General features: G+C 70.8%; 22 protein-coding genes, 2 pseudogenes and 1 riboswitch. Of the genes and pseudogenes, 6 read left to right on the plus strand and 18 right to left on the minus strand.

Translation table 11 applies throughout. The features are described 5' to 3' along the window. Window positions 1–128: 128 nt before the first annotated feature. The 4 genes from AB0958_RS20475 to rlmN all read right to left on the minus strand — a co-directional run bounded on the left by AB0958_RS20475 (window position 129) and on the right by rlmN (window position 5,177). Window positions 129–1,154, minus strand: coding sequence for an ABC transporter ATP-binding protein (locus AB0958_RS20475; RefSeq protein WP_366891876.1), 1,026 nt, complete (start codon window positions 1,152–1,154; stop codon window positions 129–131). Further along, window positions 1,154–2,752, minus strand: coding sequence for an iron ABC transporter permease (locus AB0958_RS20480; RefSeq protein WP_366891933.1), 1,599 nt, complete (start codon window positions 2,750–2,752; stop codon window positions 1,154–1,156). Before AB0958_RS20480 ends, AB0958_RS20475 begins: the two co-directional genes overlap by 1 nt. Window positions 2,753–2,790: 38 nt before the next feature. Then, a complete protein-coding gene (locus tag AB0958_RS20485) occupies window positions 2,791–3,858 on the minus strand; it encodes a thiamine ABC transporter substrate-binding protein (protein WP_366891877.1) in 1,068 nt (355 codons plus the stop codon). Between the two features lie 80 nt (window positions 3,859–3,938). After that, a riboswitch (TPP riboswitch) is annotated at window positions 3,939–4,046 on the minus strand. Window positions 4,047–4,070: 24 nt separating this feature from the next. Next, window positions 4,071–5,177 (minus strand): 23S rRNA (adenine(2503)-C(2))-methyltransferase RlmN, encoded by a 1,107-nt coding sequence (rlmN, locus tag AB0958_RS20490; RefSeq protein WP_358975098.1) that lies wholly within the window; start codon window positions 5,175–5,177, stop codon window positions 4,071–4,073. 433 nt (window positions 5,178–5,610) lie between these two features. Between rlmN and AB0958_RS20495 the strand changes: the two genes are divergently transcribed. Continuing rightward, window positions 5,611–6,171 carry a CAP domain-containing protein gene (locus AB0958_RS20495; RefSeq protein WP_366891878.1) on the plus strand — a complete coding sequence of 187 codons (561 nt, stop codon included), beginning with the start codon at window positions 5,611–5,613 and terminating at the stop codon, window positions 6,169–6,171. Window positions 6,172–6,390: 219 nt separating this feature from the next. On the opposite strand, the pseudogene AB0958_RS20500 reads toward AB0958_RS20495, so the two are convergent. Further along, window positions 6,391–6,760: pseudogene (locus AB0958_RS20500) on the minus strand (IS1380 family transposase); the annotation flags it as partial. Window positions 6,761–6,917: 157 nt separating this feature from the next. On the opposite strand from AB0958_RS20500, the gene AB0958_RS20505 reads away from it, so the two are divergent. Beyond that, window positions 6,918–7,232, plus strand: coding sequence for a hypothetical protein (locus tag AB0958_RS20505; RefSeq protein ID WP_366891879.1), 315 nt, complete (start codon window positions 6,918–6,920; stop codon window positions 7,230–7,232). Beyond that, a complete protein-coding gene (locus tag AB0958_RS20510; protein ID WP_366891880.1) occupies window positions 7,229–7,525 on the plus strand; it encodes a hypothetical protein in 297 nt (98 codons plus the stop codon). The genes AB0958_RS20505 and AB0958_RS20510 overlap by 4 nt, the downstream gene beginning before the upstream one ends. Before the next feature lie 411 nt (window positions 7,526–7,936). Here AB0958_RS20510 and AB0958_RS20515 read toward each other — a convergent pair whose 3' ends face one another. Continuing rightward, on the minus strand, window positions 7,937–8,572 hold the full coding sequence (locus tag AB0958_RS20515; protein ID WP_366891882.1) for a DUF4360 domain-containing protein: 636 nt from the start codon (window positions 8,570–8,572) through the stop codon (window positions 7,937–7,939). Between the two features lie 844 nt (window positions 8,573–9,416). Between AB0958_RS20515 and AB0958_RS20520 the strand changes: the two genes are divergently transcribed. Next, complete coding sequence (locus tag AB0958_RS20520; protein WP_366891934.1) at window positions 9,417–9,836, plus strand: nuclease-related domain-containing protein; 420 nt, start codon at window positions 9,417–9,419, stop codon at window positions 9,834–9,836. Here the strand turns inward: AB0958_RS20520 and AB0958_RS20525 are convergent. Next, window positions 9,831–9,929 (minus strand): annotated as a pseudogene (locus AB0958_RS20525) (YdcF family protein); the annotation flags it as partial. The gene AB0958_RS20520 and the pseudogene AB0958_RS20525 overlap by 6 nt on opposite strands. Window positions 9,930–10,648: 719 nt before the next feature. On the opposite strand from AB0958_RS20525, the gene AB0958_RS20530 reads away from it, so the two are divergent. After that, on the plus strand, window positions 10,649–12,004 hold the full coding sequence (locus AB0958_RS20530; protein ID WP_366891883.1) for a cytochrome P450: 1,356 nt from the start codon (window positions 10,649–10,651) through the stop codon (window positions 12,002–12,004). A 134-nt stretch (window positions 12,005–12,138) separates the two neighbouring features. Here the strand turns inward: AB0958_RS20530 and AB0958_RS20535 are convergent, their stop codons facing one another. The 6 genes from AB0958_RS20535 to rpsB form a co-directional block, all read right to left on the minus strand. Then, window positions 12,139–13,383, minus strand: a complete 1,245-nt coding sequence (locus AB0958_RS20535) for a cytochrome P450 (protein ID WP_366891884.1) — start codon at window positions 13,381–13,383, stop codon at window positions 12,139–12,141. A 296-nt stretch (window positions 13,384–13,679) separates the two neighbouring features. Further along, window positions 13,680–14,927: a phosphatidate cytidylyltransferase gene (locus AB0958_RS20540; protein WP_366891885.1), complete on the minus strand. Its 1,248-nt coding sequence runs from the start codon at window positions 14,925–14,927 to the stop codon at window positions 13,680–13,682. Further along, a complete protein-coding gene (frr, locus tag AB0958_RS20545) occupies window positions 14,927–15,484 on the minus strand; it encodes a ribosome recycling factor (RefSeq protein ID WP_132889831.1) in 558 nt (185 codons plus the stop codon). The genes AB0958_RS20540 and frr overlap by 1 nt, the downstream gene beginning before the upstream one ends. 144 nt (window positions 15,485–15,628) lie before the next feature. Further along, complete coding sequence (gene pyrH / locus AB0958_RS20550) at window positions 15,629–16,387, minus strand: UMP kinase (RefSeq protein WP_366891886.1); 759 nt, start codon at window positions 16,385–16,387, stop codon at window positions 15,629–15,631. A gap of 208 nt (window positions 16,388–16,595) precedes the next feature. Then, window positions 16,596–17,432 carry a translation elongation factor Ts gene (gene tsf / locus AB0958_RS20555; protein WP_132889829.1) on the minus strand — a complete coding sequence of 279 codons (837 nt, stop codon included), beginning with the start codon at window positions 17,430–17,432 and terminating at the stop codon, window positions 16,596–16,598. Window positions 17,433–17,565: 133 nt separating this feature from the next. Beyond that, window positions 17,566–18,501, minus strand: coding sequence for a 30S ribosomal protein S2 (gene rpsB / locus AB0958_RS20560; RefSeq protein ID WP_366891887.1), 936 nt, complete (start codon window positions 18,499–18,501; stop codon window positions 17,566–17,568). 269 nt (window positions 18,502–18,770) lie between these two features. Between rpsB and AB0958_RS20565 the strand changes: the two genes are divergently transcribed. Beyond that, on the plus strand, window positions 18,771–19,337 hold the full coding sequence (locus tag AB0958_RS20565) for a M23 family metallopeptidase (protein WP_366891888.1): 567 nt from the start codon (window positions 18,771–18,773) through the stop codon (window positions 19,335–19,337). Window positions 19,338–19,407: 70 nt separating this feature from the next. On the opposite strand, the gene AB0958_RS20570 is transcribed toward AB0958_RS20565, so the two are convergent. The 5 genes from AB0958_RS20570 to AB0958_RS20590 all read right to left on the minus strand — a co-directional run bounded on the left by AB0958_RS20570 (window position 19,408) and on the right by AB0958_RS20590 (window position 24,412). Next, on the minus strand, window positions 19,408–19,965 hold the full coding sequence (locus AB0958_RS20570) for a helix-turn-helix domain-containing protein (RefSeq protein ID WP_366891935.1): 558 nt from the start codon (window positions 19,963–19,965) through the stop codon (window positions 19,408–19,410). A 116-nt stretch (window positions 19,966–20,081) separates the two neighbouring features. After that, on the minus strand, window positions 20,082–20,924 hold the full coding sequence (whiG, locus tag AB0958_RS20575) for an RNA polymerase sigma factor WhiG (RefSeq protein WP_358975079.1): 843 nt from the start codon (window positions 20,922–20,924) through the stop codon (window positions 20,082–20,084). A gap of 329 nt (window positions 20,925–21,253) precedes the next feature. Next, window positions 21,254–22,402: a DNA-processing protein DprA gene (dprA, locus tag AB0958_RS20580; RefSeq protein WP_366891889.1), complete on the minus strand. Its 1,149-nt coding sequence runs from the start codon at window positions 22,400–22,402 to the stop codon at window positions 21,254–21,256. Further along, a complete protein-coding gene (locus tag AB0958_RS20585; RefSeq protein ID WP_366891890.1) occupies window positions 22,399–24,009 on the minus strand; it encodes a YifB family Mg chelatase-like AAA ATPase in 1,611 nt (536 codons plus the stop codon). Before AB0958_RS20585 ends, dprA begins: the two co-directional genes overlap by 4 nt. Before the next feature lies 1 nt (window position 24,010). After that, window positions 24,011–24,412 (minus strand): YraN family protein, encoded by a 402-nt coding sequence (locus AB0958_RS20590; RefSeq protein WP_366891891.1) that lies wholly within the window; start codon window positions 24,410–24,412, stop codon window positions 24,011–24,013. Window positions 24,413–24,423 lie beyond the last annotated feature (11 nt).

Genomic DNA, 24,423 nt, shown 5'->3' on the forward strand with positions numbered 1-24,423 from the left:
CGGCGTTCGGTGCGTGCGATCGGCGTGCGGGGTGGCGGGTCATGTGGCGGAGCCACCTGGCCCGCCACCCCGTGCGTCGAGCGTGCGTGCCGGGCCTCGCGACGCCGCGGAGATCCATCAGAAGGGCCCTAGTCCAGTACGACGGTCTCCGTCGCGTCGAACGCGACGCCCACCGCGTCTCCGGTCTCCGGTGCCGCCCTGAGCGCGCAGGCCGCCTCCAGACGGGGGCCGCCGTCCTCGGGCTGGAGGTGGACGGTGACGTGGGTGCCCTGGAAGGTCCGGGCGGTCACCGTGCAGGGCAGCCCCGCGGCGGCAGCGACGAGCCGGACGCCCGCGGGCCGCACGAGCAGCGACCGTGCCCCCTGTCCCGAGCCCTCCGGCACCGGCAGCTTGCCCCACGGGGTCACCGCGGCCGCGCCCTCGACAGTCGCCGGGACCACGTTGCCGAAGCCGAGGAAGCGGGCCACGAACTCGTCGGCCGGCCGCTGCCACACCTCCAGCGGCGTACCGGACTGGGCGATCCGCCCGTCCCGCATCACCACCACCCGGTCGGCCAGCGCGAAGGCCTCGCCCTGGTCGTGGGTCACGGCGAGCACGGTGGTGCCCAGCCGTCCGAACAGCTCGCGGAGTTCCACCACCAGCCGGTCCCGCAGCGAGCGGTCGAGCTGCCCCAGCGGTTCGTCGAGCATCAGCAGCCGCGGCCGGGGTGCCAGCGCCCGGGCGAGCGCCACCCGCTGCTGCTCACCGCCGGAAAGCCCCGCCACCGCCCGCCGCGCGGCACCCGGCAGCCCCACCAGCTCCAGCAGTTCGGCCACCCGCGCGGCCCGCTGTTCCGTCCCGGCCCCCCGCATCCGGAGCCCGAAGGCCACGTTCTCGCCCACGTCCCGCTGCGGGAACAGCTGGTGGTCCTGGAACATCAGCCCGACCCCCCGCCGGTGCGCCGGCACCCGCGCCTGGTCCTGGCCGTCGAGCACCACCCGCCCCGCGCCGAGCGGTTGCAGCCCCGCCACCGCGCGCAGCAGCGTCGACTTGCCGCTCCCGCTGGGCCCGAGCACACTCACCACCTCGTGCTCGGCGACCGCCAGGTCCACCGTGTCGAGCACGGCGCGCGCGCCGAACCGCACGGTCGCCGCGTCCAGTTCGAGAAGCGGCATCAGAACTCCCCCGTCCGGTCGGTCCGCAGCCGTTCGAGGACCAGCAACGCCACCGCGCACACCACCATCAGAATCGTCGAAAGAGCCATCGCCTGCCCGTAGTTGAGATCACCGGGCCGGGACAGCAGCCGGGCCACCGCGACCGGCAGCGTCGGGTTGTCGGGCCGGGCGATGAACACGGTCGCCCCGAACTCGCCCAGCGACACCGCGAAGGCGAAGCCCGCCGCGATCAGCAGCGCCCGCCGCACCATCGGCAGGTCGACCTCCCGCCACACCCGCCACGGCGAGGCGCCGAGCACGGCCGCCGCCTCCCGGAGCCGCTCGTCCACGGCCCGCAGCACCGGGAGCACCGTCCGCACCACGAAGGGGACGCCGACCAGCGCCTGCGCGAGCGGGACCAGGATCCAGGACTGCCGCAGGTCCAGCGGCGGCTTGTCCAGCGCGATCAGGAACCCGAAGCCGACGGTCACCGCGGACACCCCGAGCGGCAGCATCAGCAGCGCGTCGAACCCCCGTACCAGCCGTCCCGCGTCCCGCCGGGCCAGCGCGGCGGCGGCCAGTGCGCCGATCACGACCGCGATGGCGGTGGCGGCGGCCGCGTACTCCAGCGAGTTCACGACCGACTCGATCGGCGCGACCAGGAAGGTGCCGCCGTCGGGGTCGCCCAGCGCCCGGTAGTAGCCGAGACCGCCGTCGAACGAGCGCCGCACCAGCACGGCCAGCGGCAGGAGGAGGAGCAGGGCGATGGTCGCGAGGACCCCGGCGAGCAGCGCCCACTGGCCGGCCCCGCGCGGCCGGCGTGCCGTCACCGACGGGTCCACCAGCCGCAGCGCGCTCTCCCGGCGCCGTACCGTCCACGCGTGCACGGCGAGGATCGCGCCGACCGCGACGAACTGGACGATCGTGAGGACGGCGGCCGTGGAGAGGTCGAAGATCTCGGAGGTCTGCCGGTAGATCTCCACTTCGAGGGTGGCGAAGGTGGGGCCGCCGAGGATCTGCACCACGCCGAAGGAGGTGAAGGTGAACAGGAAGACCATCAGCGCGGCGGCGGCCACGGCGGGCGCGAGCGCGGGCAGGGTGACCTTGCGCCAGGCGGCCGCCGGCGAGACGCCGAGCATCCGTGCGGCCTCCTCCTGGCGTGGGTCGAGTTGCGACCACAGCCCGCCCACGGTGCGCACGACCACCGCGTAGTTGAAGAAGACGTGCGCCAGCAGGATGGCCCAGACGGTGGTGTCGAGCCGTACGCCCCACCACTCCTCCAGCAGACCGCCCCGCCCGACGAGCGCGAGGAAGGCGGTCCCCACCACGACCGTCGGCAGGACGAAGGGGACCGTCACGACAGCCCGCAGCACCTGCTTGCCCGGGAAGTCGAGGCGGGCGAAGACGTAGGCCGCGGGCAGCGCCACCAGCAGGGTGAGCGCGGTCGAGGCGAGCGCCTGCCAGGTGGTGAACCACAGCACGTGCCGGATGTCGGACTGCCCGACGACCTCGGTGATCCGCCCGAACCGCCAGCCGGCGTCGGTCTTCAGGCCCCGGGCGACGATCGCCGCGACCGGCCAGGCGAAGAAGACCGCGAAGAACGCGACGGGCAGGAGCATCAGCCCGAGCCGCGCCGCGCCCGCCCGCCGGCCGGCGCTCACTTCAGTACGAGTGACGTCCACGTCTTGACCCACTGGTCACGGTTGGCGGCGATCTTGTCGGGCGCCATGGTCGCGGGGTCCTGCGCGGCAGGACCGTACTCGGTGAACTCGGCGGGCACCGCGGCCCCCTTGACCACCGGGTACACGAACATGTTGAGCGGCATGTCCTGCTGGAACTCCTTGGAGACCAGGAAGTCGATGAGCGCCTTGCCGCCCTTGGTGTTCCCGGCGTTGCTCAGCAGACCGGCGAACTCGATCTGCCGGAAGCAGGTGCCGGTGGCGACACCGGTGGGGGCGGTGCTGGGCTTCGGGTCGGCGTAGATGACCTCGGCGGGCGGCGAGGAGGCGTACGACACGACGAGCGGCCGGTCGCCCTTGGCCTTCTTGCCGCCGGCCGAACCGGAGAACTCCTCGTTGTAGGCCTGCTCCCAGCCGTCGACGACCTTCACGCCGTTGGCCTTGAGCTTCTTCCAGTAGTCCGGCCACCCGCCGTCCCCGTACCGGGCGGCGGAGCCGAGCAGGAACCCGAGGCCCGGCGAGGAGGTGGCGGCGTTCTCCGTGACGAGGAGGTTCTTGTACTGCGGCTTGACGAGATCGGCGTACGACGTGGGTGGGGTCAGCTTGTGCCGGCTGAAGTACGCCTTGTCGTAGTTCACGCAGATGTCGCCGTAGTCGATGGGCGTCACCCGGTGCTTTGCGGCGTCGAGCTGGTACGCCGCACCGACCTGGCCCAGGCCCTTGGCCTCGTACGGCTGGAACAACCCGTTGTCGAGCGCCCTGGACAGCAGGGTGTTGTCGACGCCGAAGAAGACGTCGCCCTGGGGGTTGTCCTTGGTCAGGATCGCCTTGTTGACGGCCTGTCCGGCGTCGCCGTCCTTGAGGACCCTCACCCGGTAGCCGGACTGCTTCTCGAAGTCCTTGAGCACGTTCTTGGAGACGGCCCACGAGTCGTGGCTGACCAGGGTGACGGTCTTGGAGTCGGCGCCGGTGCCCGTCGACGAGCACGCGGACAGCGTGACGAGACCGAGCCCGACGGCCGCGGCCACGAGGGTTCTGGTGTGCACTGGTGTTTTCCTCCTGGGGTGGACCAGGAAGAGACGCGGCCCTGCCCGTGAGCACGGGGCTCGCGGGCAGGGCGCAACAGCTTGAGTGATGACCGAACTTCCTACCCAGAATGACCTGGGCGAGGTTCAGAGGGTCTGCGGCCCGATCGCCGCACTCTCAGCGCTGTGGCGCTCCCCTGTCGGAATATGAAGATGTACCTGCGGCCCTCAGATTACCGCTCGGTGGCCGCGAGCTGACCACAGGCCCCGTCGATCTCCTGACCACGGGTGTCCCGGATGGTGACGGGCACCCCGTGCGCGGCGATCGCCTCGACGAACGCCTTCTCGTCCTCGGGCCGCGAGGCGGTCCACTTGGAGCCCGGGGTGGGGTTCAGGGGGATGAGGTTGACGTGCACGGGCTTGCCCTTGAGCAGCCGGCCGAGCCGGTCACCGCGCCACGCCTGGTCGTTGATGTCCCGGATGAGCGCGTACTCGATGGACAGCCGGCGGCCGCTCTTCTCCACGTACTCGAACCCGGCGTCGAGGACCTCGCGCACCTTCCACCGGGTGTTGACCGGGACGAGGGTGTCGCGCAGTTCGTCGTCGGGGGCGTGCAGGGAGATCGCGAGCCGGCACTTGAAGCCCTCGTCGGCGAACCGGTGGATGGCCGGGACGAGTCCGACGGTGGAGACGGTGATCCCGCGCTGCGAGAGGCCGAGTCCGTCGGGCGCCGGGTCGGTCAGCGCCCGGATGGCGCCGACCACCCGCTTGTAGTTGGCGAGCGGTTCGCCCATCCCCATGAAGACGATGTTGGAGAGCCGCGCCGGTCCTCCGGGGACGTCCCCGTCCCGGAGCGCCCGCATACCGTCGACGATCTGGTGGACGATCTCGGCGGTGGACAGGTTCCGGTCCAGACCCGCCTGCCCGGTCGCGCAGAACGGGCAGTTCATCCCGCACCCCGCCTGCGAGCTGATGCACATGGTCACCCGGTCCGGGTAGCGCATCAGCACCGACTCGACGAGCGTGCCGTCGAACAGCCGCCACAGCGTCTTGCGGGTGGTGCCCTCGTCCGTGGACAGATGCCGTACGACGGTCATCAGCTCCGGGAACAGGGCCTCCCGCAGCTTGTCCCGGGAGCCGGCCGGGATGTCCGTCCACTGCTCGGGGTCGTGCGCGTACCGCGCGAAGTAGTGCTGCGAGAGCTGCTTGGCACGGAACGGCTTCTCCCCGGCCTCGGCCACCGCGTCCTTGCGCTCGGCGGGCGAGAGGTCGGCGAGATGCCGCGGCGGCTTCTTGGCTCCGCGCGGGGCGACGAAAGTGAGTTCTCCGGGCTTGGGCATGGTGGTACCAGTGTCGCAGATCCACTCGGGTGGCCTGCGGCTGTCGGCTGCTGGAACTGCCGCTGGCGGTCATCACCGGTCGTCGCTGATCGGCTGCGGACGGCCCAGGGACGGCCCAGGGTGATCACTTGTGGGCTGCCCACCAGGTGCCGCATGGCCGCCTGCGGCCACACGTCCGACCGCTGTCTCGTCGCTGTCCGCTTACGTTTGCCTTGCTGCCGCCAATGTGCGTGGAACCGCAGGTCCACCGATAATGGGAAGCAAGTGCAGGAGGCTAGCCACGAACCAGGGGAGTCTGGCTTCCGCCAACGGGCGTACAAGCACTGTTCATTACTCGTTGAACGGTCATGCAGACCATCCGCCTTTCCTCGGCCCGCTCTTTGTCCGGCGAGTCTCAATAAGCCCTTTCGCTGACGAGTGAAAGAAGTTCGCCATGGCGCATCCAGTACATCCACGGATCGACCCTGATCCATACCCGCTGTGGTATGTACTCATAGCAACTCCCGAGGAGAAGCTGTTCTGGGATTTGATTAACGAGGCGCGTCAACATCCGGAACTGGATAAGTACAGACCTCTCGGAAATACCCAGGGCGCCCTCATGGCTGGGTGCAGGTACAAGTTCTTCTCCTCGCACGGGCTGACAGACACTGCCAGTTCCCACAACGACTATTTGAAAGATCAGGACAAAGCCTGGGTGGTTGCCGACCTGAACATGCACCGTGGCCCTAGCGGGAAGCTGGTTTGGGAAGACGGCGAGCCAATGTATCAGAGGAGTTTCATCGTCTGGCGTGCCGAGAATGTAGCCGTAGGGTACGAGACGCCAGAGGAGGCAGTTAGGGCCTGGATGCAGCACGACGAGGAATGGGGTTGGGGGCACCGAAACGCAATCCTCAGGTGCGAAACGAAAAGAGCTGGCGTAAGTCATTATCAAGGAGGTCCGTGGGGCCACTACTGGACGCTGGACATGGGGACGAGGCCGATAGATATGGGGTAGATACGGGGGTCAGGTAGCCCCGTTGCCCCATCTGGCCTCGATCTTGCATGACGGTCCGCCGACGGAGTCGGTGGACCGTTTCGCTTTCGGTGGCTGATGGTGGGCATGGTGGCGGCCCGGGTGTCGCGTCGGGTGGGCGCCGGGTTCCACTGCTCCGGGTGGGGTGGTGCTGGTCGTCGGGACGGGTGGACGGCTGGTCAGCCGGGGGCGGGGAGTTGGAGCATCCTGCTTGTCGGAGTGCGCGACCACCAGCACCCCGTCGAGGTCCACGGTCGCCTGCCCGTCGGCGTCCGGCGCGGCGGCTCCGGCCAACTTCCAGACGTGTTCCCGTACTTGTGCCCGCCCGGTCCTGATCGCAGTCAGGGCCTTCGGACCGGCCGCGCCCAGAGTGTCGATCGGTCGGGAGACCGTCGGATCGGAGGCCACTGGCCCGAACCCGGCCGGCTCGGCCCGCAGCATCCGATATCGCCTGGCCCAGGCCGGTCTTGCGGATCGTCTCGACCAGCAGCACACCACCGGCCTGGGAGACCGCCCCGCAACCACCGCCCTCGGTACGGGCACGCGGGTAGGACCCGATACGCTTCTTCACCTGAAGAGTGCCTCTTTCCTGTGACGACCCGGACCCTAGACAAGTCCCATCGTTGCAGGTCAGGGGCACTCTTCGCGTTTCTGTCACCCACCGGACACAATACGGGGCGCGAACCTGCCGCTCCCGAGCGTCGCACCAGCAAGGGAGAATTCCCGCGATGACAGACGAACACGAACCTGACGGCGATCTCTACGTGCTGTGGCACGCGCGCCATCTCGCGGTGGAGCAGGACGAACGGGTAATCCATCTCGATGCGGACGGCACCATCCACCTGGACGAGGAGGAGTGGAGGATCATCGGCATCTACCCGGACCAGGCAGCCGCGGAGAGGCAGCGGGAGATCTCCAGGAAGCTTCCAGGGTTCCGGGACGAACCTGATTGTTTCGAGATCGCACCCGTGACGGTGGACGAGGATGTGTGGAACGAGGGGTTCGTCACGGTGTCCCCCGAAGGGCTTGGGCGAGACTCATGAACCGGACGCTCCACCTCCTGGTGCACAGGCATCACTTCGCGGACGAGCCGGGCGCTTCCAACACCGTCGACTTCATGGAAGACGGCGAACCGCTCTTCTGGGACGACAGCGAGGACAGCTTCACGTTCCTCGGCCTGTACTCGAGCCGGCAACGGGCGGAACAACGCATCGAGCAGGCGCGTACCCTACCCGGATTCAAGGACCATCCCAACGGCTTCCACGTGCACGAGTACACGGTGGGTCACACCCACTGGGCCGAAGGATTCCTCGTCGGCGAACAAACCGACGGCTGAGCAGGCAGTGGGCGCGCGTCGGCGCAGCGCGGGTGGAGCGGGCCGGAGGCAGGAGCGGCGCCCGCAGCGGAGCCGGGAAGCGCGCCCGGCGGAGCGGAGCGCAGCCGGGGCTTGATGAGGTAGAGAAACCTGTGACAGCCCGGCTCGACGTGGTCTGTCCGGTCCCGGTAGACGCTTGACAGTTCGGTCCCGGCTGATGGTTGACAGTGGCCGTGATCGGCTTTTCTGTGCGCGTCGTTGCTGCGCGTGGCAGGAGGCCGGGCGGCTCGCGTGCTGCAAGAGGAAGAAGTGAGGGCGAGCCGAGGTACCCCTGGTTCGCCAGCGCTTCCTCCTCCAGTGCTCACCACATGGTGCTACCACCGATATGAGAGCCGTGGCTCTGGACGCACCCACCGATCGCAGTGCCAGGAGTCACTGACACTGCTTCAAGGCCACGTGGTACACGGTTTTGATCGTGCCGTCCGTCGAGTCCATCTCCATGAAGCTGGTGGCGCTCGGGCTTGAGGTGCCGGGGTCGACCTGTAGTTCAGTGTTGATGTTGAGGTTGCGCTCCTCCCCGCAGGGGGCGAAGACCAGGGCGGCGACGGGCACGGTGTCGGTCGTCTGCCAGTCGCCGGTGAACCCGGCCTTGAAGCGATGGGTCTTGGTGGTGGTGACGTTGCCCTGGAAGTGGTAGCCGGCCCGCTGGGTCCCGGACGCACCCGGCGCCAGTGACGCGAAGCCGCGGTAGTCCGCGGACACGATCGCGTAGGTGAGACCACCGGGGACGTGCACGCGCAGGTCGAGCTGACAGTTCTTCCGGAAGTCGGTCGGCGCCGAGCCGGGCCCCACCTTGGCGAGGTAGTTACTGTAGGTGACGGTGAAGGCGGTGTTGTCCGGGGAGACGGCCACGGCGGCCGTACCCGGCGGGCAGCCGGTGCCGTTGGCCGCCACACTGTCGATGACGATCCGGGTCGGCGGCGGGGGCGGAGCCGCGCCGGCACCGAAGGCCGACGAGCCGAACAATGATGTGACGACACCAGCTGCCGCAAGCGCGCGGAGCACCATGGGATTCCCTTCCATCGTCCACGGATCCAGGGCGAGCCGTCACTGTCCGAGCCCGGCCGACCGGATTTGACGTGGGCATCGCACCACATGCGTCGCGCGCACATACGCAACGTGACGCTTCAGTCACTCAATCGGCCTTCGAGGTGGAGACCTCGTTCACCCACCCGCGGGCACAGAGCGGCGTCAGCGCGCATACAGCGGCTGACTCAATCTGCTCTGCCACTACATCTCCTGCGGAGCCGGTGCCGAGCGGAGCATCAGTTGTTTTGGCTGCCCCTACGCAGGCCAGACCGTGACCGTCCACGTGTCGGACTCCACGGTCACCGTCGACCTTGACGGCCGGGCCCGGGCGATCCGGCGCACAAGCACCACCTGGGACCAGAGACGTCAGGCATCAGCTGAGACCCGACAGGCTCGACGTGGTCTTGTCGCTCCCTGCCTCCGGCTGCTGGCATATGAGTGGGCATGGCACACGTGCTGGGGGAGGCGGCCGATGAGCGACCTGACAGTGCATCCGTGGAGGCGGCACGGCAAGGATCGGCTGTATGTCAATCTCCCGGACGGGACCGCTGTCGCTTGGGCGGATAGAGCGACAAAGGTTGTGACGATCAAAGTGGAAAAGTACCGGGCCGATGCGTTGGCCCTGCTGCGACGCCACCTTGGTAGCAGCCTCACCGTCGGGCCAACGCCCGTCCGCGCCTCTGCACCAGCCTCCGAGCCGTCTGCCGCGCAGTTCCGCCCTCCGGCAGCATCTACCCGCCGTGTGGCCCGGCCGGCTCCCCTCCCTCCCCTCTCCCCCAGCGAGGACCTGGCAAGGAATCGACCCGGCGCGAGCCTGCTGGGCATGTTCGCTGGACGGGGCCCCTCAACTGCACAGCGACTGCGCTCGAAACTTCTTCGACAGCCCTCGGAGTGGGACACCTGGTACGCCGGCCTGGAGGGCGAACGACGAGTCGGGCGTGAGCTGGAACGCCTGTCCTCATTCGGCTGGCGGGTCCTCCACAGCGTGGAGAAGATCAACGGTGGCGACATCGACCACCTGTTGATCGGACCGGGAGGCGTGTTCACCATCAACACCAAGACGCACAGAGACGCTTCTGTCTGGGTTGGCGACACCATGGCCAAAGTCAACGGTGGTGAGCCTCGCCCCTACTCCGCCGCAAGCAACGCCGAGGCCAGCTACGTGCGGGGAGTGCTTGGGCGGTACTGCGACTTCGCCGTTCCAGTCGAACCAGCCCTGGTCTTCGTCGGCGTCGCATCCTAGTCCGATCGCGACGGAGCAGGGGCGGGGCGCGTGGCCCATCTGGTGGTACTCCCATAGGCGTCGCGTGTCCGCCCAGTCCTGCGTCGAGATCACTGCTGGCATTCCTCGTCCTTCGCTGAATCGGCACCTCGAAGTCGTATTCCCGAGCGAAGCGCGATGCCGCATGCCACTCGGGTGGACTGCGGCTGTCGTCTCGACGCCTGTCGGTGCCTGTCGTCACTCCGCCGAAGTGCATCGAGGAGCGAGACGTCCCGCTGGCCCCGTCGGTGGCCGAAGCCGATCACGTTGCCGTGGCGCAAGCCGGACGGCAAGTACGAGCACGGCATGCACGCCCTGCGGACCCCCGCAGTCGTCCGCGTGTTCCTGCCGACGCAGCCGGGCACGCGGGAGGGATGACCTCTTCCTATGCGGCATCGGTTCGGTTGGCACAGCGTCCGGAGGGGCCTCCGTGGTTGTTGTGGGCCTTCCTCGTGGTGTGGGTGCTCTGCGGAGTGTTCGTACTGTTCAAGCTGCGCCAGAACAACTGGAAGTTCCCCCGGCGGCGCTGACGTGGCCCGACCGCCAAAAGGCCGTCCGGGCAGCCGTGGCCCCCTTATCGCACAACTCACATATGTGACAATATGGGGCATGTGGCATTCGGTCTGCCGACAGGAGTGAGGAGTACATCATGATTGCCAAGCTGCTCGGCAAGTTCTTCACCCGCCACTACGGTGCGTACGGGGAACACGAGTGGGACGCCTACGCCGGCGACGACTCGGCCTGACCACACCGTCGGCGGGGACCCCGGGTGGCTCCCGCCGGCCGACGTTCTCATGGGCTCGCTGAAGGAGCCGCCGCGGCTGGCCGGAGGCAGCTTCGCGGCCTGGAGCCGTGACCGGCTGACGACGGCCCGCCGCGGTGCGGCGGAATGCGGGGACGTCTGGCAGCTGGAGCCCGGGGTCTACGTGGCCGCCACGGCCGGTGCGTGCGAGGACGTCCTGCACCGCGCGCGGGATTTCCCCAAGGCCTCGTCGCCCCTCTTCCCGCCGTTGCGGCCGGCGAGCAGAGCACCGACGTCCGAGGAACGGGCCCGGGCGCACGCCGCCCGGATGCGCGGACTGCGGCCGCAGGCGGTCGTGGCCCGGACCGGTGAGATCGCGGCCGGGACCGCTCGTCTCGCCGAGCGGTGGCCCACCGACCGGGACGTCGAAGTCCTGCCCCTCGTGCGGCACACCCTGGCGGAGGTCGGCGTGCGCTACCTCTTCTCCGAGGACGCGCCGGCCCTGCTGCCCTTCGCCGCACAGCTGTTCCTGGCTCGCGAACTGCTCGCGCTCCCCTCGCGCTGGGTCTGGCCGTCCTGGATCCCCACACCGGCACGCCGGTTCCGCACCCGGCAGCAGGTCGCCTTCACCGACGCGTTGCGGCCCGTCGTCCGCCGGCGCCGTTCACCGGGCCCGCTGGGGGACGACATGCTCGGGCAGATGCTCCAGCCCTCCCCCCGCCACGGCCCGCTGCCGGAGCAGGCCGTCCTCGACACGCTCCCGGGCATCACGGTCGCCACCTTCGAGGCGCCTTCCCGGGCGGCCGGCTGGATCCTGCTCCACCTGGCGCGGTACCCCGAGGCGGCGGACCGCGTCGCGGCCGAGGCCGCCCTGCTGCCCGCGGACCCGGCGGCGACCACCGGGGAGCACCTCGAAAACCTGCGGTACACCCGGGCCCTGGTGCGCGAGGTGCTCCGGCTGCACCCGCCGAGCTGGCTGCTGACCCGGCAGGCCGGGCACCGGACCGAGCTCGCCGGCTACGGCATCGACGCCGGGTCGACCGTTCTCGTCTGCCCCTACACCGCCCACCGCGACGCGCGGGAACACCCCGATCCGGACCGGTTCCGGCCGGAGCGCTGGCTCGACGACGCCGGCTCGGACGACGCCGGCTCGGACGACGCCGGCTCGTCGGCGGGACCCGGTGCCTTCCTCTCCTTCGGTACCGGGCCGCACGGCTGCGAGGGAGCCGCCCTGGCCATGGAGACGCTGACCCTCCTGACCGCGGGGACCGCCCGCCGCCTCCACCTGAGCGAGCCGTCCGGCCCGGAAGCCGCCTACCGGGTCACCACCTTCGTGGGGCTCGCGACCGCCGGCCTGCGCCTGCGGGCCACCTCGCGTCCGGGTGCCGTCCCGCACGCCCTCCGGTGACCGGCCGTCGCCCGGCTCACGGGCTCACCGGCTCACCGGCTCAGCGTGTGTCGCTGGTCGATCTCGTCGCCGGGTGCGATGCGAGCCGACCGTGCCGACCTCCGGGTCTTCTCGGTCACCACCAGGTCACCAGGTCACCAGGTCACCGGCAGGGTGCGGGGCCCGCGGATCAGGCCCTGGCGCTGGAACTCGACCTGCTCCGGGGGTACGGCCAGCCGGATGCCGGGGAAGCGGGTGAGGACCGAGCCGATCATCACCTCGGCCTCCATCCGGGCCATGATCGCGGCCATGCAGTGGTGGGGGCCGTGCCCGAAGGCCAGGTGGGGGCCGTCCGCACGGTCGAAGTCCAGGCGGTCGGGGCCGGTGAAGACCGCGGGGTCGCGGTTGGCGGAGACGTACGCGTTGTAGACGACCTCGCCGGCCCGGATCAGCCGGCCGCCGACTTCGACGTCCTCGACGGCGACCCGCGGGATGCCGACGCCGTTGCGGTGCGGGACGTAGCGGAACAGTTCGTCGACGGCCTTCGGCAGCAGCTCCGGCTCCCGGCGCAGCCGGTCCAGGTGCTCGGGGTGGGTGAGCAGCGCGTACATCATCGAGCCGCTGTTGTTGCGGACCGCGTGGCCGCCGCTGACCTGGACGGCGGTGGCCAGGGAGATCGCCTCGTCGGAGGTGATCTCGTCGGCCTCGGTGGCCTGCGCCAGCACCCCGGCGAGGTCCTCCCGGGGTTCCTCGCGGCGGCTTCCGAGCAGCTCGGCGATCCGGGCCCGGGTGGCCCGTGCGGCCTGTCCGGCACGCTGTTCGGAGTCGGCGCCGGCGGACAGCAGGGCCTCGCCGGTCGCCGCCCAGCGGTGCCGGTCCTTCTCGTCGACGCCGAGGAAGTCACGGACCACGGCGATCGGGAAGGGACCGTGGAGATGCTCCATGAGGTCGGCGGGCGGGCCCGCGGCCGCCATCGCGTCGAGCAGCTCACCGGCCCGGCGCTCCGCCATCGGCCGCAGCCGCTGCATGGCGCGCCCGGTGAAGGCCCGGGCGACGACCCGGCGCAGCCGGTTGTGCCGGGGCGGGTCGATGTACTGCAGACCCGCCGTCTGCGAGGCCACCGGTTCCGGGCGCATGCTGGTGACGTCACGGCCGACGACCCGCTCCCGGGAGAACCGCGGGTCGGAGGTGACGAAGCGGACGTCCTCGTACCGGGTGACCAGCCAGGCGTGTCCCTCGCCGTGCGGGAGCCTGATCCTGGTGACCGGCTCGTCGCGCAGCAGTTCGTCCAGGAACGGGTCGGGGTCGAGCGCGGGCAGGTCGTCGACGGGCCAGAAACGCACCGGTGGCGGATCCGGGACCGGGGACGGGGTGGCGGACGGGGCCGGGTCGAGGGGCATGGGCACACTCCCTGGACGTCGGAGGACACGGCGTCCTCACCCGGAGTGTGCCCGTGACCGGGACGGAGGTGCGATTTCTGGTGCGGCATCCGGGGGCGGACCTGCCGGTGGGCCCCCGCCCGCACAGGACGAGGGCCCACCCACGACAGGGGTACGACAGCCGGTGCCGGGCCCGTGCCAGTGCGCGTGGCGGTGCCGTTCGGCTGCCAGTGCGCGTGGCGGTGCCGTTCGGCTGCCGGTGCGCGTGGCGGTGCCGTTCGGCTGCCGGTGCGCGTGGCGGTGCCGGTGCGCGTGCCTCAGGCGCTGCCGACGAACAGCACCATCAGCAGCCACACCACCGGAGCCGTCGGCAGCAGCGAGTCCAGGCGGTCCATGATGCCGCCGTGGCCCGGCAGCAGCGTGCCCATGTCCTTGATGCCCAGGTCCCGCTTGATCATGGACTCGCCGAGGTCGCCGAGCGTGGCGCTGGCCGCGACCGCGAGGCCCAGCAGCAGACCCTGCCACCAGGTGCCGTCGTCGATCAGGAACTGCATGCACAGCGCGCCCGCGACCATGGCGAACAGCACCGCCCCGACCAGGCCCTCGCGGGTCTTGCCGGGGCTGATGCGCGGGGCGAGCTTGTGGGTGCCGAACCGCCAGCCGACCGCGTAGGCACCGGTGTCGCTGACGACCGTGAGGAGGAGGAAGGTCAGCACCCGCTGCGGGCCGTCCTCGGCGGTGAGCATCATCGCGACGAACGTGGCCAGGAACGGGACGTAGAACGCCGCGAAGAGGCCTGCCGTGACGTCCTTGAGATAGCCGTCCGGCGGTTCCGTCATCCGCCAGACCAGGACGGCGAGCCCGGTGAGCGCGAGGGCCACCCAGGCTCCCTCGGCACCGCGCGCGTAACCGGCGACCACCATGGCGGCGCCACCGAGCGCCAGCGGGACCAGGGGTGCCTTGATGCCCTTGCGCTCCTGGAGCCGGCTGGTGAGCTCCCACAGCCCCACCACGACCGCGACCGCCACCACGCCCACGAAGACGGCCTTGACGACGAAGAGGGACGCCACGATCACGACGCCCAGTCCGACGCCGACGCCTATGGCCGCACCCAGGTCGCGTCCCGCGCTCTTCTTCTGCGGCGCGGACGCCGGTTGCGGGACGTCGGGCATGGGCTCCGGATTCTGCGGCGCGGCCGCGTGAGGCAGGGGCTGCGCCGACGAGGTGTCGTTGCGGAACAAGGGGCCGCTCAGCCGAGCAGCCCCCCGGTCGTCGTCCTGGTCACCGCCGTACGGGGGTACGTCGTCGGGCACGATGGGCATGGGGCGAGTCTGCTGCGCGTCATGCGCATCGTACGCGGGACCCGCCGGGGCGGCTCCCTGGGCATACCCCTGGTCGTAGCCGTGGGCGGGGCCCGTCCCGTACCGGCCGGAGCCGTCGGCGGGGCCGGGGCCGTAGCCCTGGCCGGTGCCCTGATCGGTCGGCCGCCAGTACCCGGCCGGTGCCCCGGCCTGCCCGGCCTGCGGCCCGGCGGGCGGCGGGGCTCCCCAGGATGAGTCGTTCATCAGACTTCGAGAAGTTCCGCTTCCTTGTGCTTGAGGAGCTCGTCCACCTGTGCGACGTACTTCGCGGTGGTGTCGTCGAGCTCCTTCTCGGCGCGGCGGCCCTCGTCCTCGCCGACCTCGCCGTCCTTGATCAGCTTGTCGATGGCGTCCTTGGCCTTGCGGCGCACGGAACGGATCGACACCCGGGAGTCCTCCGCCTTGCCCTTGGCGACCTTGATGTAGTCGCGGCGGCGCTCCTCGGTGAGCTCGGGGAACACCACCCGGATGATGTTGCCGTCGTTGCTCGGGTTGACGCCCAGGTCCGAGTCGCGGATCGCCTGCTCGATGTTGCGCAGGGCCGTCTTGTCGAACGGGGTCACGACCGCCATGCGCGGTTCCGGCACGGAGAACGAGGCCAGCTGGTTGATCGGCGTCGGCGCGCCGTAGTAGTCGGCCACGATCTTGTTGAACATCGCCGGGTGCGCACGGCCGGTGCGGATCGCGGCGAAGTCCTCCTTGGCGACCACGACGGCCTTCTCCATCTTCTCCTCGGCCTCGAGGAGGGTCTCTTCGATCACCACTTGCTCCTGCGTGTCTTGAGTAAGGCCCGGCTGCGGTTCCGTTGCGGGCGGCGGCCGGCTGCGTCGCGTCTTCTTAGCTGCACGGTTCCCGACCGGCCGGACAATGTCCATCCCCCGGTCGGGGTCCTCAGGCGTTGCCGGTCAGGCCCGGCTGCCCTGGTCACCCACCAACGTGCCGATCTTCTCACCCTTGACGGCCCGCGCGATATTGCCCTCGGCGAGCAGCTCGAAGACCAGGATCGGCAGCTTGTTGTCCCGGCAGAGCGTGATCGCGGTGGCGTCGGCGACCTTGAGCTCGCGGGTGATGACCTCGCCGTAGCCGAGGGAGTCGAACTTGACGGCGTCGGGGTTGGTCTTGGGGTCGGAGTCGTAGACCCCGTCCACGCCGTTCTTGCCCATGAGCAGCGCCTCGGCGTCGATCTCCAGGGCGCGCTGGGCGGCGGTGGTGTCGGTGGAGAAGTACGGCATTCCCATACCGGCGCCGAAGATGACCACGCGGCCCTTCTCCAGGTGGCGCACGGCACGCAGCGGGATGTACGGCTCGGCGACCTGCCCCATGGTGATCGCGGTCTGCACGCGCGAGTCGATGCCCTCCTTCTCCAGGAAATCCTGGAGGGCCAGGCAGTTCATCACGGTGCCGAGCATGCCCATGTAGTCGGAGCGGGCCCGGTCCATGCCGCGCTGCTGGAGCTCGGCGCCGCGGAAGAAGTTGCCGCCGCCGATGACGACCGCGATCTCGGCGCCGTCCCGTACGACGGCCGCGACCTCACGGGCGATCTTGTGCACCACGTCGGGGTCGACCCCCAGGCCCCCGCCACCGGAGAAGGCCTCACCGGACAGCTTCAGCAGAAACCGGCCGCGTACTTTGCCGTCGTCGCTCTTCTGGGCCTTGGTGGTCATGGAGATCCCGCCTCTTTCACGTGGTGCACATACGAAGAAGGCCATTGCCGGTGGGGTCGCTTTTCGCTGCCCATGCGCGGCAATGGCCTCCTCGTCAGATCTGCTGCCGTCCGTCACGACCCTGGCTGTGGCCGGGTACCCGGACGACTGCTCTCGACCGACCCTATCGGGATTTCCCCGTGGGTCGCGCGTCGATCGGGGTACGGACTCAGATGCCGACCTTGATGCGGGTGAAGCGCTTCAGGGTGACACCGGCCTCGTCCAGGACCTTCTGGACGGACTTCTTGTTGTCGAGCGCGTACGGCTGGCCGAGCAGCGTGGCGTCCTTGAAGAAGCCGTTCAGACGACCCTCGACGATCTTGGCGATCGCGGCCTCGGGCTTGCCCTCGGCGCGGGTGGTCTCCTCGGCGATCCGGCGCTCGGACTCGACGACCTCGGCCGGGACGTCCTCCTGGGAGAGGTACTTCGGCGCGAAGGCGGCGATGTGCTGGGCGACGCCCTTGGCGACCTCGGCGTTCGGCTTGTCCAGCTCGACGAGGACACCGATCTGCGGGGGCAGGTCGGGCATCGTGCGGTGCATGTAGGCCAGGACGAAGCCGTCGGAGAACTGCGCGAAGCGGTCCAGGACGATCTTCTCGCCGAGGTTGGCGTTGGCCTCGTCCACGAACGCCTGGACGGTCTTGCCGGCCTCGATCTCGGAGGCGAGCAGGGCCTCCAGGTCGGCCGGGGAGGTCTTGGCGACGTGCTCGGCGATGGCGTTGGCGACGGCCTGGAACTTCTCGCCCTTGGCGACGAAGTCCGTCTCGCACTTCAGCTCGACGAGGACGCCGGAGGAGTTGTCGTCGGCGATGATCGAGACCACGGCGCCGTTCTCGGCGGAGCGGCCCTCGCGCTTGGCGACGCCCTTCTGGCCCTTGATGCGGAGCGCCTCGACGGCCTTGTCGACGCTGCCCTCGGCCTCGTCCAGCGCCTTCTTGCAGTCCATCATGCCGGCGCCGGTGAGCTCACGGAGCTTCTTGACGTCAGCGGCGGTGTAGTTCGCCATGAGTCGTTAAGTCTTTCTCGAAGTCGGGAGATCTGCCCGATCCACGATCCACACGTAGATGTGGACCGCGAACCTGTGGGTGAACGGCGGGGGCGTTCGGGATGTCGCCGCCCCCGCCGTCGACGCTGACGGGTCAGGCCTGCTCGGCGTCCGCGGCCGGAGCCTCGGCGGCCGGAGCCTCGGCGGTCTCGGCGGCCGGAGCCTCGGCGGCCTCGGCGGCCGGAGCCTCGGCGGCAGGCGCCTCAGCGGCCTCCGCGGCGGGAGCCTCGGCGGGCTTCTCCGCCTCGTCGGCCTTCTTCTCGCCCTCGAGCAGGTCGCGCTCCCACTCGGCCAGCGGCTCGCCCGCGGCCTTCTCGCCCTTGTCACCGGTGGCGACACGGGAGCGGGAGATGAGACCCTCGGCGACCGCGTCGGCGATCACGCGGGTGAGCAGGGTGACGGAGCGGATCGCGTCGTCGTTGCCCGGGATCTTGTAGTCGACCTCGTCGGGGTCGCAGTTGGTGTCGAGGATCGCGACGACCGGGATGTTGAGCTTCCGGGCCTCGCCGACGGCGATGTGCTCCTTCTTGGTGTCCACGATCCAGACGGCGCTGGGCACCTTCTGCATCTCGCGGATACCACCGAGGGTCTTCTCCAGCTTGGCCTTCTCGCGCGAGAGCACGAGAAGCTCCTTCTTGGTCAGACCGGAAGCGGCGACGTCCTCGAAGTCGATCTGCTCGAGCTCCTTGAGGCGCTGCAGACGCTTGTAGACGGTCGAGAAGTTGGTGAGCATGCCGCCCAGCCAGCGCTGGTTGACGTAGGGCATGCCGACGCGGGTGGCCTGCTCGGCGATGGCCTCCTGCGCCTGCTTCTTCGTGCCGACGAACATGACCGTGCCGCCGTGGGCGACGGTCTCCTTGACGAACTCGTAGGCGCGGTCGATGTACGACAGCGACTGGAGCAGGTCGATGATGTAGATGCCGTTGCGCTCGGTGAAGATGAAGCGCTTCATCTTCGGGTTCCAGCGACGGGTCTGGTGACCGAAGTGGACGCCGCTCTCCAGCAGCTCCCGCATCGTGACGACGGCCATGGCCGTATCTCCTTGAATGTCTCGGTTGTGCCGCGGATGCCGGACGGCTCCCGCGCCTGACGCCCGTGCGCGCTGTGCCACGAAGGACCGAGTAGCGCTGACACCTGCCGTGTCGGCCGGATGTCGGGGCGTGCGAAGTCGACCCGGTGGCCCGGATCGCCAGAAGAAGTGTACGGGACCGGCGGGGTACCGGGTGACGCCGCTGTCCACAACCTGGGAGCGGTCCACAGGCACCGGCCGGGATCGACGCGCTGCGGGACGGTGTCGGCATGCGACGAACGATGCGGTGGGTGTGGGCGGCGACGGTGTTGCCGCTGGCCCTGGCGGTGACGGTGGCAGGAGCCCGGGCGGACGGCGGGGCGCCGGCACCGGCGTCGGTTCCGGCGGTCGCCCGCGTGTGGCCGGTGGGGGTACGACCGCCGGTGCTGCGCGGCTGGGAGCCCCCGGCGTCGGTGTACGGGCCCGGGCACCGGGGGGTCGACCTGGGCACGGCTGCGGGGGAACCGGTGCGGGCGGTGGCGGCGGGCCGGGTCTCCTACGCGGGGCGGGTCGCGGGGAGGGGTGTGGTGTCGGTGGAGCTGGCGGGCACGGAGCTGCGCACGACCTATGAGCCGGTGACGGCGACGGTGCGCGAGGGGGAGGAGGTGGCGGCGGGGCAGGTGGTGGGGGCGGTCGAGGGGGCGGGGGCGCATTGCGGCGCGGTGGTGTGCGTGCACTGGGGGCTGCTCAGGGGGGAGGCGTACCTGGACCCGTTGCTGCTGTTGCCGCCGTGGCTGTTGAACCGGGGGCCGTCGAGACTGCTGCCGGTGCTGGGGGTTCCGCTGCCGCAGGGGTAGTGCGGGACGGTCGCGCGGCCACGGTCGGGTGGGGCGGTGGCGCGGTGCCGCGCTCCGCACCGGGCGCCGATCAGCCCCGTACACCCCGCAGCGCCATGGCCACGGCTGCCTCGGTGATCACCGCGGGATCCTCCGCCGCGCCCAGCTCGATGCGGCGCACCGCCGCGTCCACGATCCCCTGCACCAGCATCGCGGCCAGTCGGGGCTGCTCGTGCCCCAGTTCCCCCAGCGCGGCGACGATCATCGCGACCAGTCCTCCGTGCGCGGCCCGGATCTTCTCGCGGGCCCCGGCGTCGAGCTCGCTCGCCGAGATCGCGACCACCGCCCGGTGCCGCCGGTCCCCGACCAGGGCCAGCTGCTGTCGCACGTACGCCTCGACCTTGCCCTCAGGGGAAGCCGCCCGCTCCATCGCGGCCTCGACCTCGGCCGCCCACACGGGGAAGTCGGCCCCGCACAGTTCCTCGACCACGGCGGCCCGGGAGCGGAAGTACTCGTACACCGACGACCGGGCGAGTCCCGTCCGCTCGGCCAGCGCCGGGAACGTCAGCGCCTCCGTCCCGCCCTCGGACAGGAGGGACCGCGCGGCGTCCAGCAGGGCGGCTCGCTGCATCGACCGGTGCTCGGCCACGGAGGCCGCTCGAATCCTTGGCACGTCGTCCACTGTACGGACGCACCGCCCCGGAGGGGAGGCAGCACGACGGGGACGCCGGTCACCCGGGCCCGGCAGCGACCGGAAACCCCCGGTCAGCGGCCGAAGCCGGCCAGCTTCGCGCGCAGTTGCAGCACCGACTTGGTGTGGATCTGGCTGACCCGGCTCTCGGTGACCCCGAGCACGTTCCCGATCTCGGCGAGGGTGAGTCCCTCGTAGTAGTAGAGGGTGACCACGGTCTTCTCCCGCTCGGGCAGCGTGTTGATCGCCCGGGCCAGGAACCGCCGCAGCTCCCGGTCCTCGGCCACCTCCACGGGGTTGTCCGCGGCGGTGTCCTCCAGCGTGTCCATGACGCTCAGGCCGTCGCCGCTCTCGCCGCCGACGTGCAGCAGCTCCTCCAGGGCCACCACGTTGGCCAGCGACAGCTGACTGAAGACGGCATGGAGCTCGTCGACCTCGATGCCCAGCTCCGCGGCCACCTCGCCCTCCGAGGGCGTTCTGCGCAGCCGTGCCTCCAGCGTGGCGTAGGCCCGCTCGACGTTGCGGGCCTTCTGCCGGACGGAGCGGGGGATCCAGTCCAGCGCCCGCAGCTCGTCGATCATGGCGCCGCGGATCCGGGTGATCGCGTAGGTCTCGAACTTGATCTCCCGGTCGACGTCGAACTTCTCGATCGCGTCGATCAGCCCGAACACCCCGGAGGAGACGAAGTCGGCCTGCTCCACGTTGGGCGGCAGACCGACGCTCACCCGCCCGGCCACGTACTTGACCAGCGGCGAGTAGTGCAGGATCAGCTGCTCCCGCAGCCGGTCGTCCCCTGTCGCCTTGTACGACCGCCACAGCTCGTCGAGCGTCGAGGGAGCGGGCGGCCGCACGCTGCCACCGTCGCGGGCGGCTGGGGGGATGGCCGCCCGGTCGGACCCGGAGGTGTGCTGGGGCATTCGTCGCCTTGTGCCGTTCTGCTGTGAAGTGCCAGGAATTGCTGTGATGCGCCGAGGATGGAGTGGGTCGGGGCGAGGGGAGCCGGTGGGAGGGGTGGGCGGGGTCTTCGTCTGATGCCGTACGGGGTGGTCCGCACGGGGCCTTTCGTGAGCGTAGCGTGACTGAGGAGTCGCGGTGCGCGAACAGCGGGGCTCCACCCCGGCGCGAACCCCCTGCACGGCGCTTCGGACCGCAGCCGGGGCGTCGCTCTGCGTGATCGTTCGAAGGCGTCAACTCCGGGAATTCCCAAGGGCGTCGGGCGTTCCCCCGGACGGCCGAACACGCTCGGTCAGCGCCGAGTCCGACCGTCCCTGACCGAGATCAGCGCCTGGCGTGTCAACTTCCAGCCGTCGCCGTGTCGTTCGACGTAACCAAGTGCTCGGAGTTCGTACAGTCTGGCGACGGCCTCGTCCTCGGACGTCTGCGCGCCGCGTGCCACCTCTTCGGGTGACGCCGGCCGGTTGCCGGGCAGCGCGGCCAGGACCTGCCGGTTGGCCGGCTCCAGCAGGTCGCGCGGGAGGACGGGACCGCGGCCGGCGGGGGCCAGCTGGCCGATGGCACCCACGAGTTCGACGACCTCGGCGGCGTCCGTTACCAGCGTGGACTCGCCTCTCAGCAGGTCGTGCACCCCGGCGGAGAGACTGCTGGTGGCCGGTCCGGGCACGCCCATGGTGAAGCGGCCGAGCCGCTGCGCGGCCCGCGCGGTGACCAGCGAGCCGCTGCGGTGGGCCGCCTCCACGACGACGGTCCCCCTGGTGAGCGCGGCGATGACCCGGTTGCGGAGCACGAACCTGCTGGCGGTCGGGTGCTCGCCGGGTGGCAACTCCCCCACCACCAGCCCCTGTTCGGCGATCCTGTCGATCAGCCCGGCGTGTCCGCGGGGATAGGGCCGGTCCACCCCGCAGGCCAGTACGGCGACGGTGGCCCCGCCGGCGCCGAGGGCTCCGCGGTGGGCGGCGCCGTCGACTCCGTAGGCCCCGCCGGACACCACCACCCAGCCGCGCTCGGCGAGCCCCGCGGCGAGGCCGGCCGCCATGTGGGCGCCGTACTCGGTGCAGGCCCGGGCGCCGACGACGGCGACGGCCTGCAGCGCCCACATCCGCAGACTGGGCCGCCCCCGCACCCAGAGCCCGAGGGGGCGGGCGTCACCGAGGTCGTCGAGCTGAGCGGGCCACTCGACGTCGCCGGGGGTGACGAAGCGTGTCCCGGCGTTCCGGGCGGTCGCGAGGTCACGTTCCGGGTCGGCCCGTGCGGCCCGGGCCAGGAGACCGGTCCAGCGGGTTCCGCTCACCCCGGGCAGGGGCGGCGCACCGCCCTCGCGCAGGCGGCGGACCACCTCCGACGCCCCGTACTCCCGAAGCCACCGGCCGCCCGTCTCGTCCCCGGGTTCGAGAACCCGGGTGAGGAAGATCCGCGCGAGCAGGTCACCGCCGCTCACGTCGCGACACCTTCGAGGACCGCGCCGCGCCGGACGCCGGTGCGCAGTTCGAGGGCGAGGTTGACGTCGTTGGCGAAGGGCCGGTCGTGACCCGCCAGGTCGGCCAGGGTCCAGGCGACCCGAAGCACCCGGTCGAAGCCGCGGGCGGTGAGAAGGCCCCGGTCGAGGTCCAGCTCGGCCTTGGCCAGCGCGCCGGGCCGGACATGCCAGCGGGTGCGCAGTTCATGGCCGGGGACCTCGCTGTTGGTGCGCCAGGGCAGGCCCTCGTAGCGGCGGGCGGCCCGGTCGCGGGCGACGCGTACCCGGTCGGCCACGGCGGCGGAGGGTTCAGCGCCGCTGTTGAGCCGTAGCAGTTCGTCCCGGGCGACCGGTTCCACGGTCACCCGGAGGTCGACGCGGTCCATCAGCGGACCGGAGAGCCGGGCCCGGTAACGCTTGATCGAGGAGGGCCGGCATTCGCAGACGTCCCCCGGGGTGCCGTGCCGACCGCAGGGGCAGGGGTTCGCGGCGAGGACCATCAGGAACCTCGCGGGCATCCGCAGCATCCCCGCGGCCCGGGCGACCACGACGTGCCCCGACTCCAGGGGCTGGCGCAGGGCGTCGAGGACACTGCTGTGGAATTCGGCCGCTTCGTCCAGGAAAAGAACGCCGTTGTGAGCGAGGGACACCGCGCCGGGTCGTGGCAGACCAGTGCCGCCGCCGACCAGGGAGGCCATGGTGGCCGAATGGTGCGGGGCGCAGTAGGGCGGCTTGCCGACGAGCGGGTGGCCGGGTGGCAGCATCCCGGCGACCGAGTGGACGGCGGTGACCTCCAGGGACTCCTGCCGGCTCAGCTCGGGCAGCAGCCCCGGCAGTCGTTCGGCCAGCATGGTCTTGCCCGCGCCGGGCGGGCCCTTGAAGAAGACGTGGTGCCGTCCGGCCGCGGCCACCTCCAGGGCGGCCCGGGCCACGTGCTGGCCCGCGACGTCCGCGAGGTCGGGTGCGTGCTCGCCGGTCGCCAGGCCGGTGGCGAGTCCCATGCCGGGCAGGGCCAGACCGGCGAGGAAGGGATCGGGACGGATCTCCCCCGGGAGGGGCTCCTCGTCGGGCACCGGTTCATCGGTGAGGACCGCGATCAACTGGCGCAGGCTTCGCACGCCCAGCACGGACACACCCGGCACCAGCGAAGCCTCCGGCACCGCGCTCTCCGGCACGACCACCTGCTCGTATCCGGCGTCCGCGGCGGCCAGCACCGCGGGCAGGATGCCCCGTACCGGCCGCACCCGGCCGTCCAGGCCCAGCTCGCCGATCATCACGATCTCGGCCAGCACCCGGGGATCGATCCGCTCGGCCGCCCCGAGCACGGCCGCGGCCACGGCGAGGTCGAAGCCGCTGCCGCTCTTCGGCACCGACGCCGGGCTCAGCCCCACCGTCAGTTTCTTCGAGGGCCACTGAGCCCCCGAGTTGCCCACCGCCGCGCGTACCCGGTCCTTGCTCTCCGTCAGGCTCTTGTCCGGCAGCCCCACCAGCGTGAAGGCCGCCACCCCGGGCTCCAGGTCCGCCTGGACCTCCACCACCACGCCCTCGACGCCCACCAGCGCCACCGAGCACGTCCGTGCGAAGCCCATCTCAGGCCACCCCTCGCACGTGCTCGACGACGGGTGCCCCGCGCTGCGGCAGGAGCACACCGACCACGTCGATGCGGACGCCGCCCGGCGGCGCTCCGCCGTGGGCGTGGATCCAGTGTTCGGCGAGGCCGCGCAGCCGCTCCGCCTTGCCGGGGGTCACCCCGGCCAGGGGCTGCCCGAAGGGACCCGCCCGCCGGGTCTTGACCTCGCAGACGACCAGGACGTCCCCGTCCCGCGCCACGATGTCGATCTCGCCCGTCCTGCCGCAGCGCCAGTTGCGCTCCAGTACGGTCAGACCGCTCTCCGTCAGCCGCCGCGCGGCCAGCGTCTCGCCGTACCTGCCGAGTGCGCCGCGGGCTCGATTGGTGTTCATGTCGGCACCACCTCCGGCGCCAACCGTCACGCACACCCGGC

Origin of the sequence: Streptomyces sp. NPDC006655 (assembly GCF_040703965.1) — a bacterium.
Taxonomy (GTDB): Bacteria; Actinomycetota; Actinomycetes; order Streptomycetales; family Streptomycetaceae; genus Streptomyces.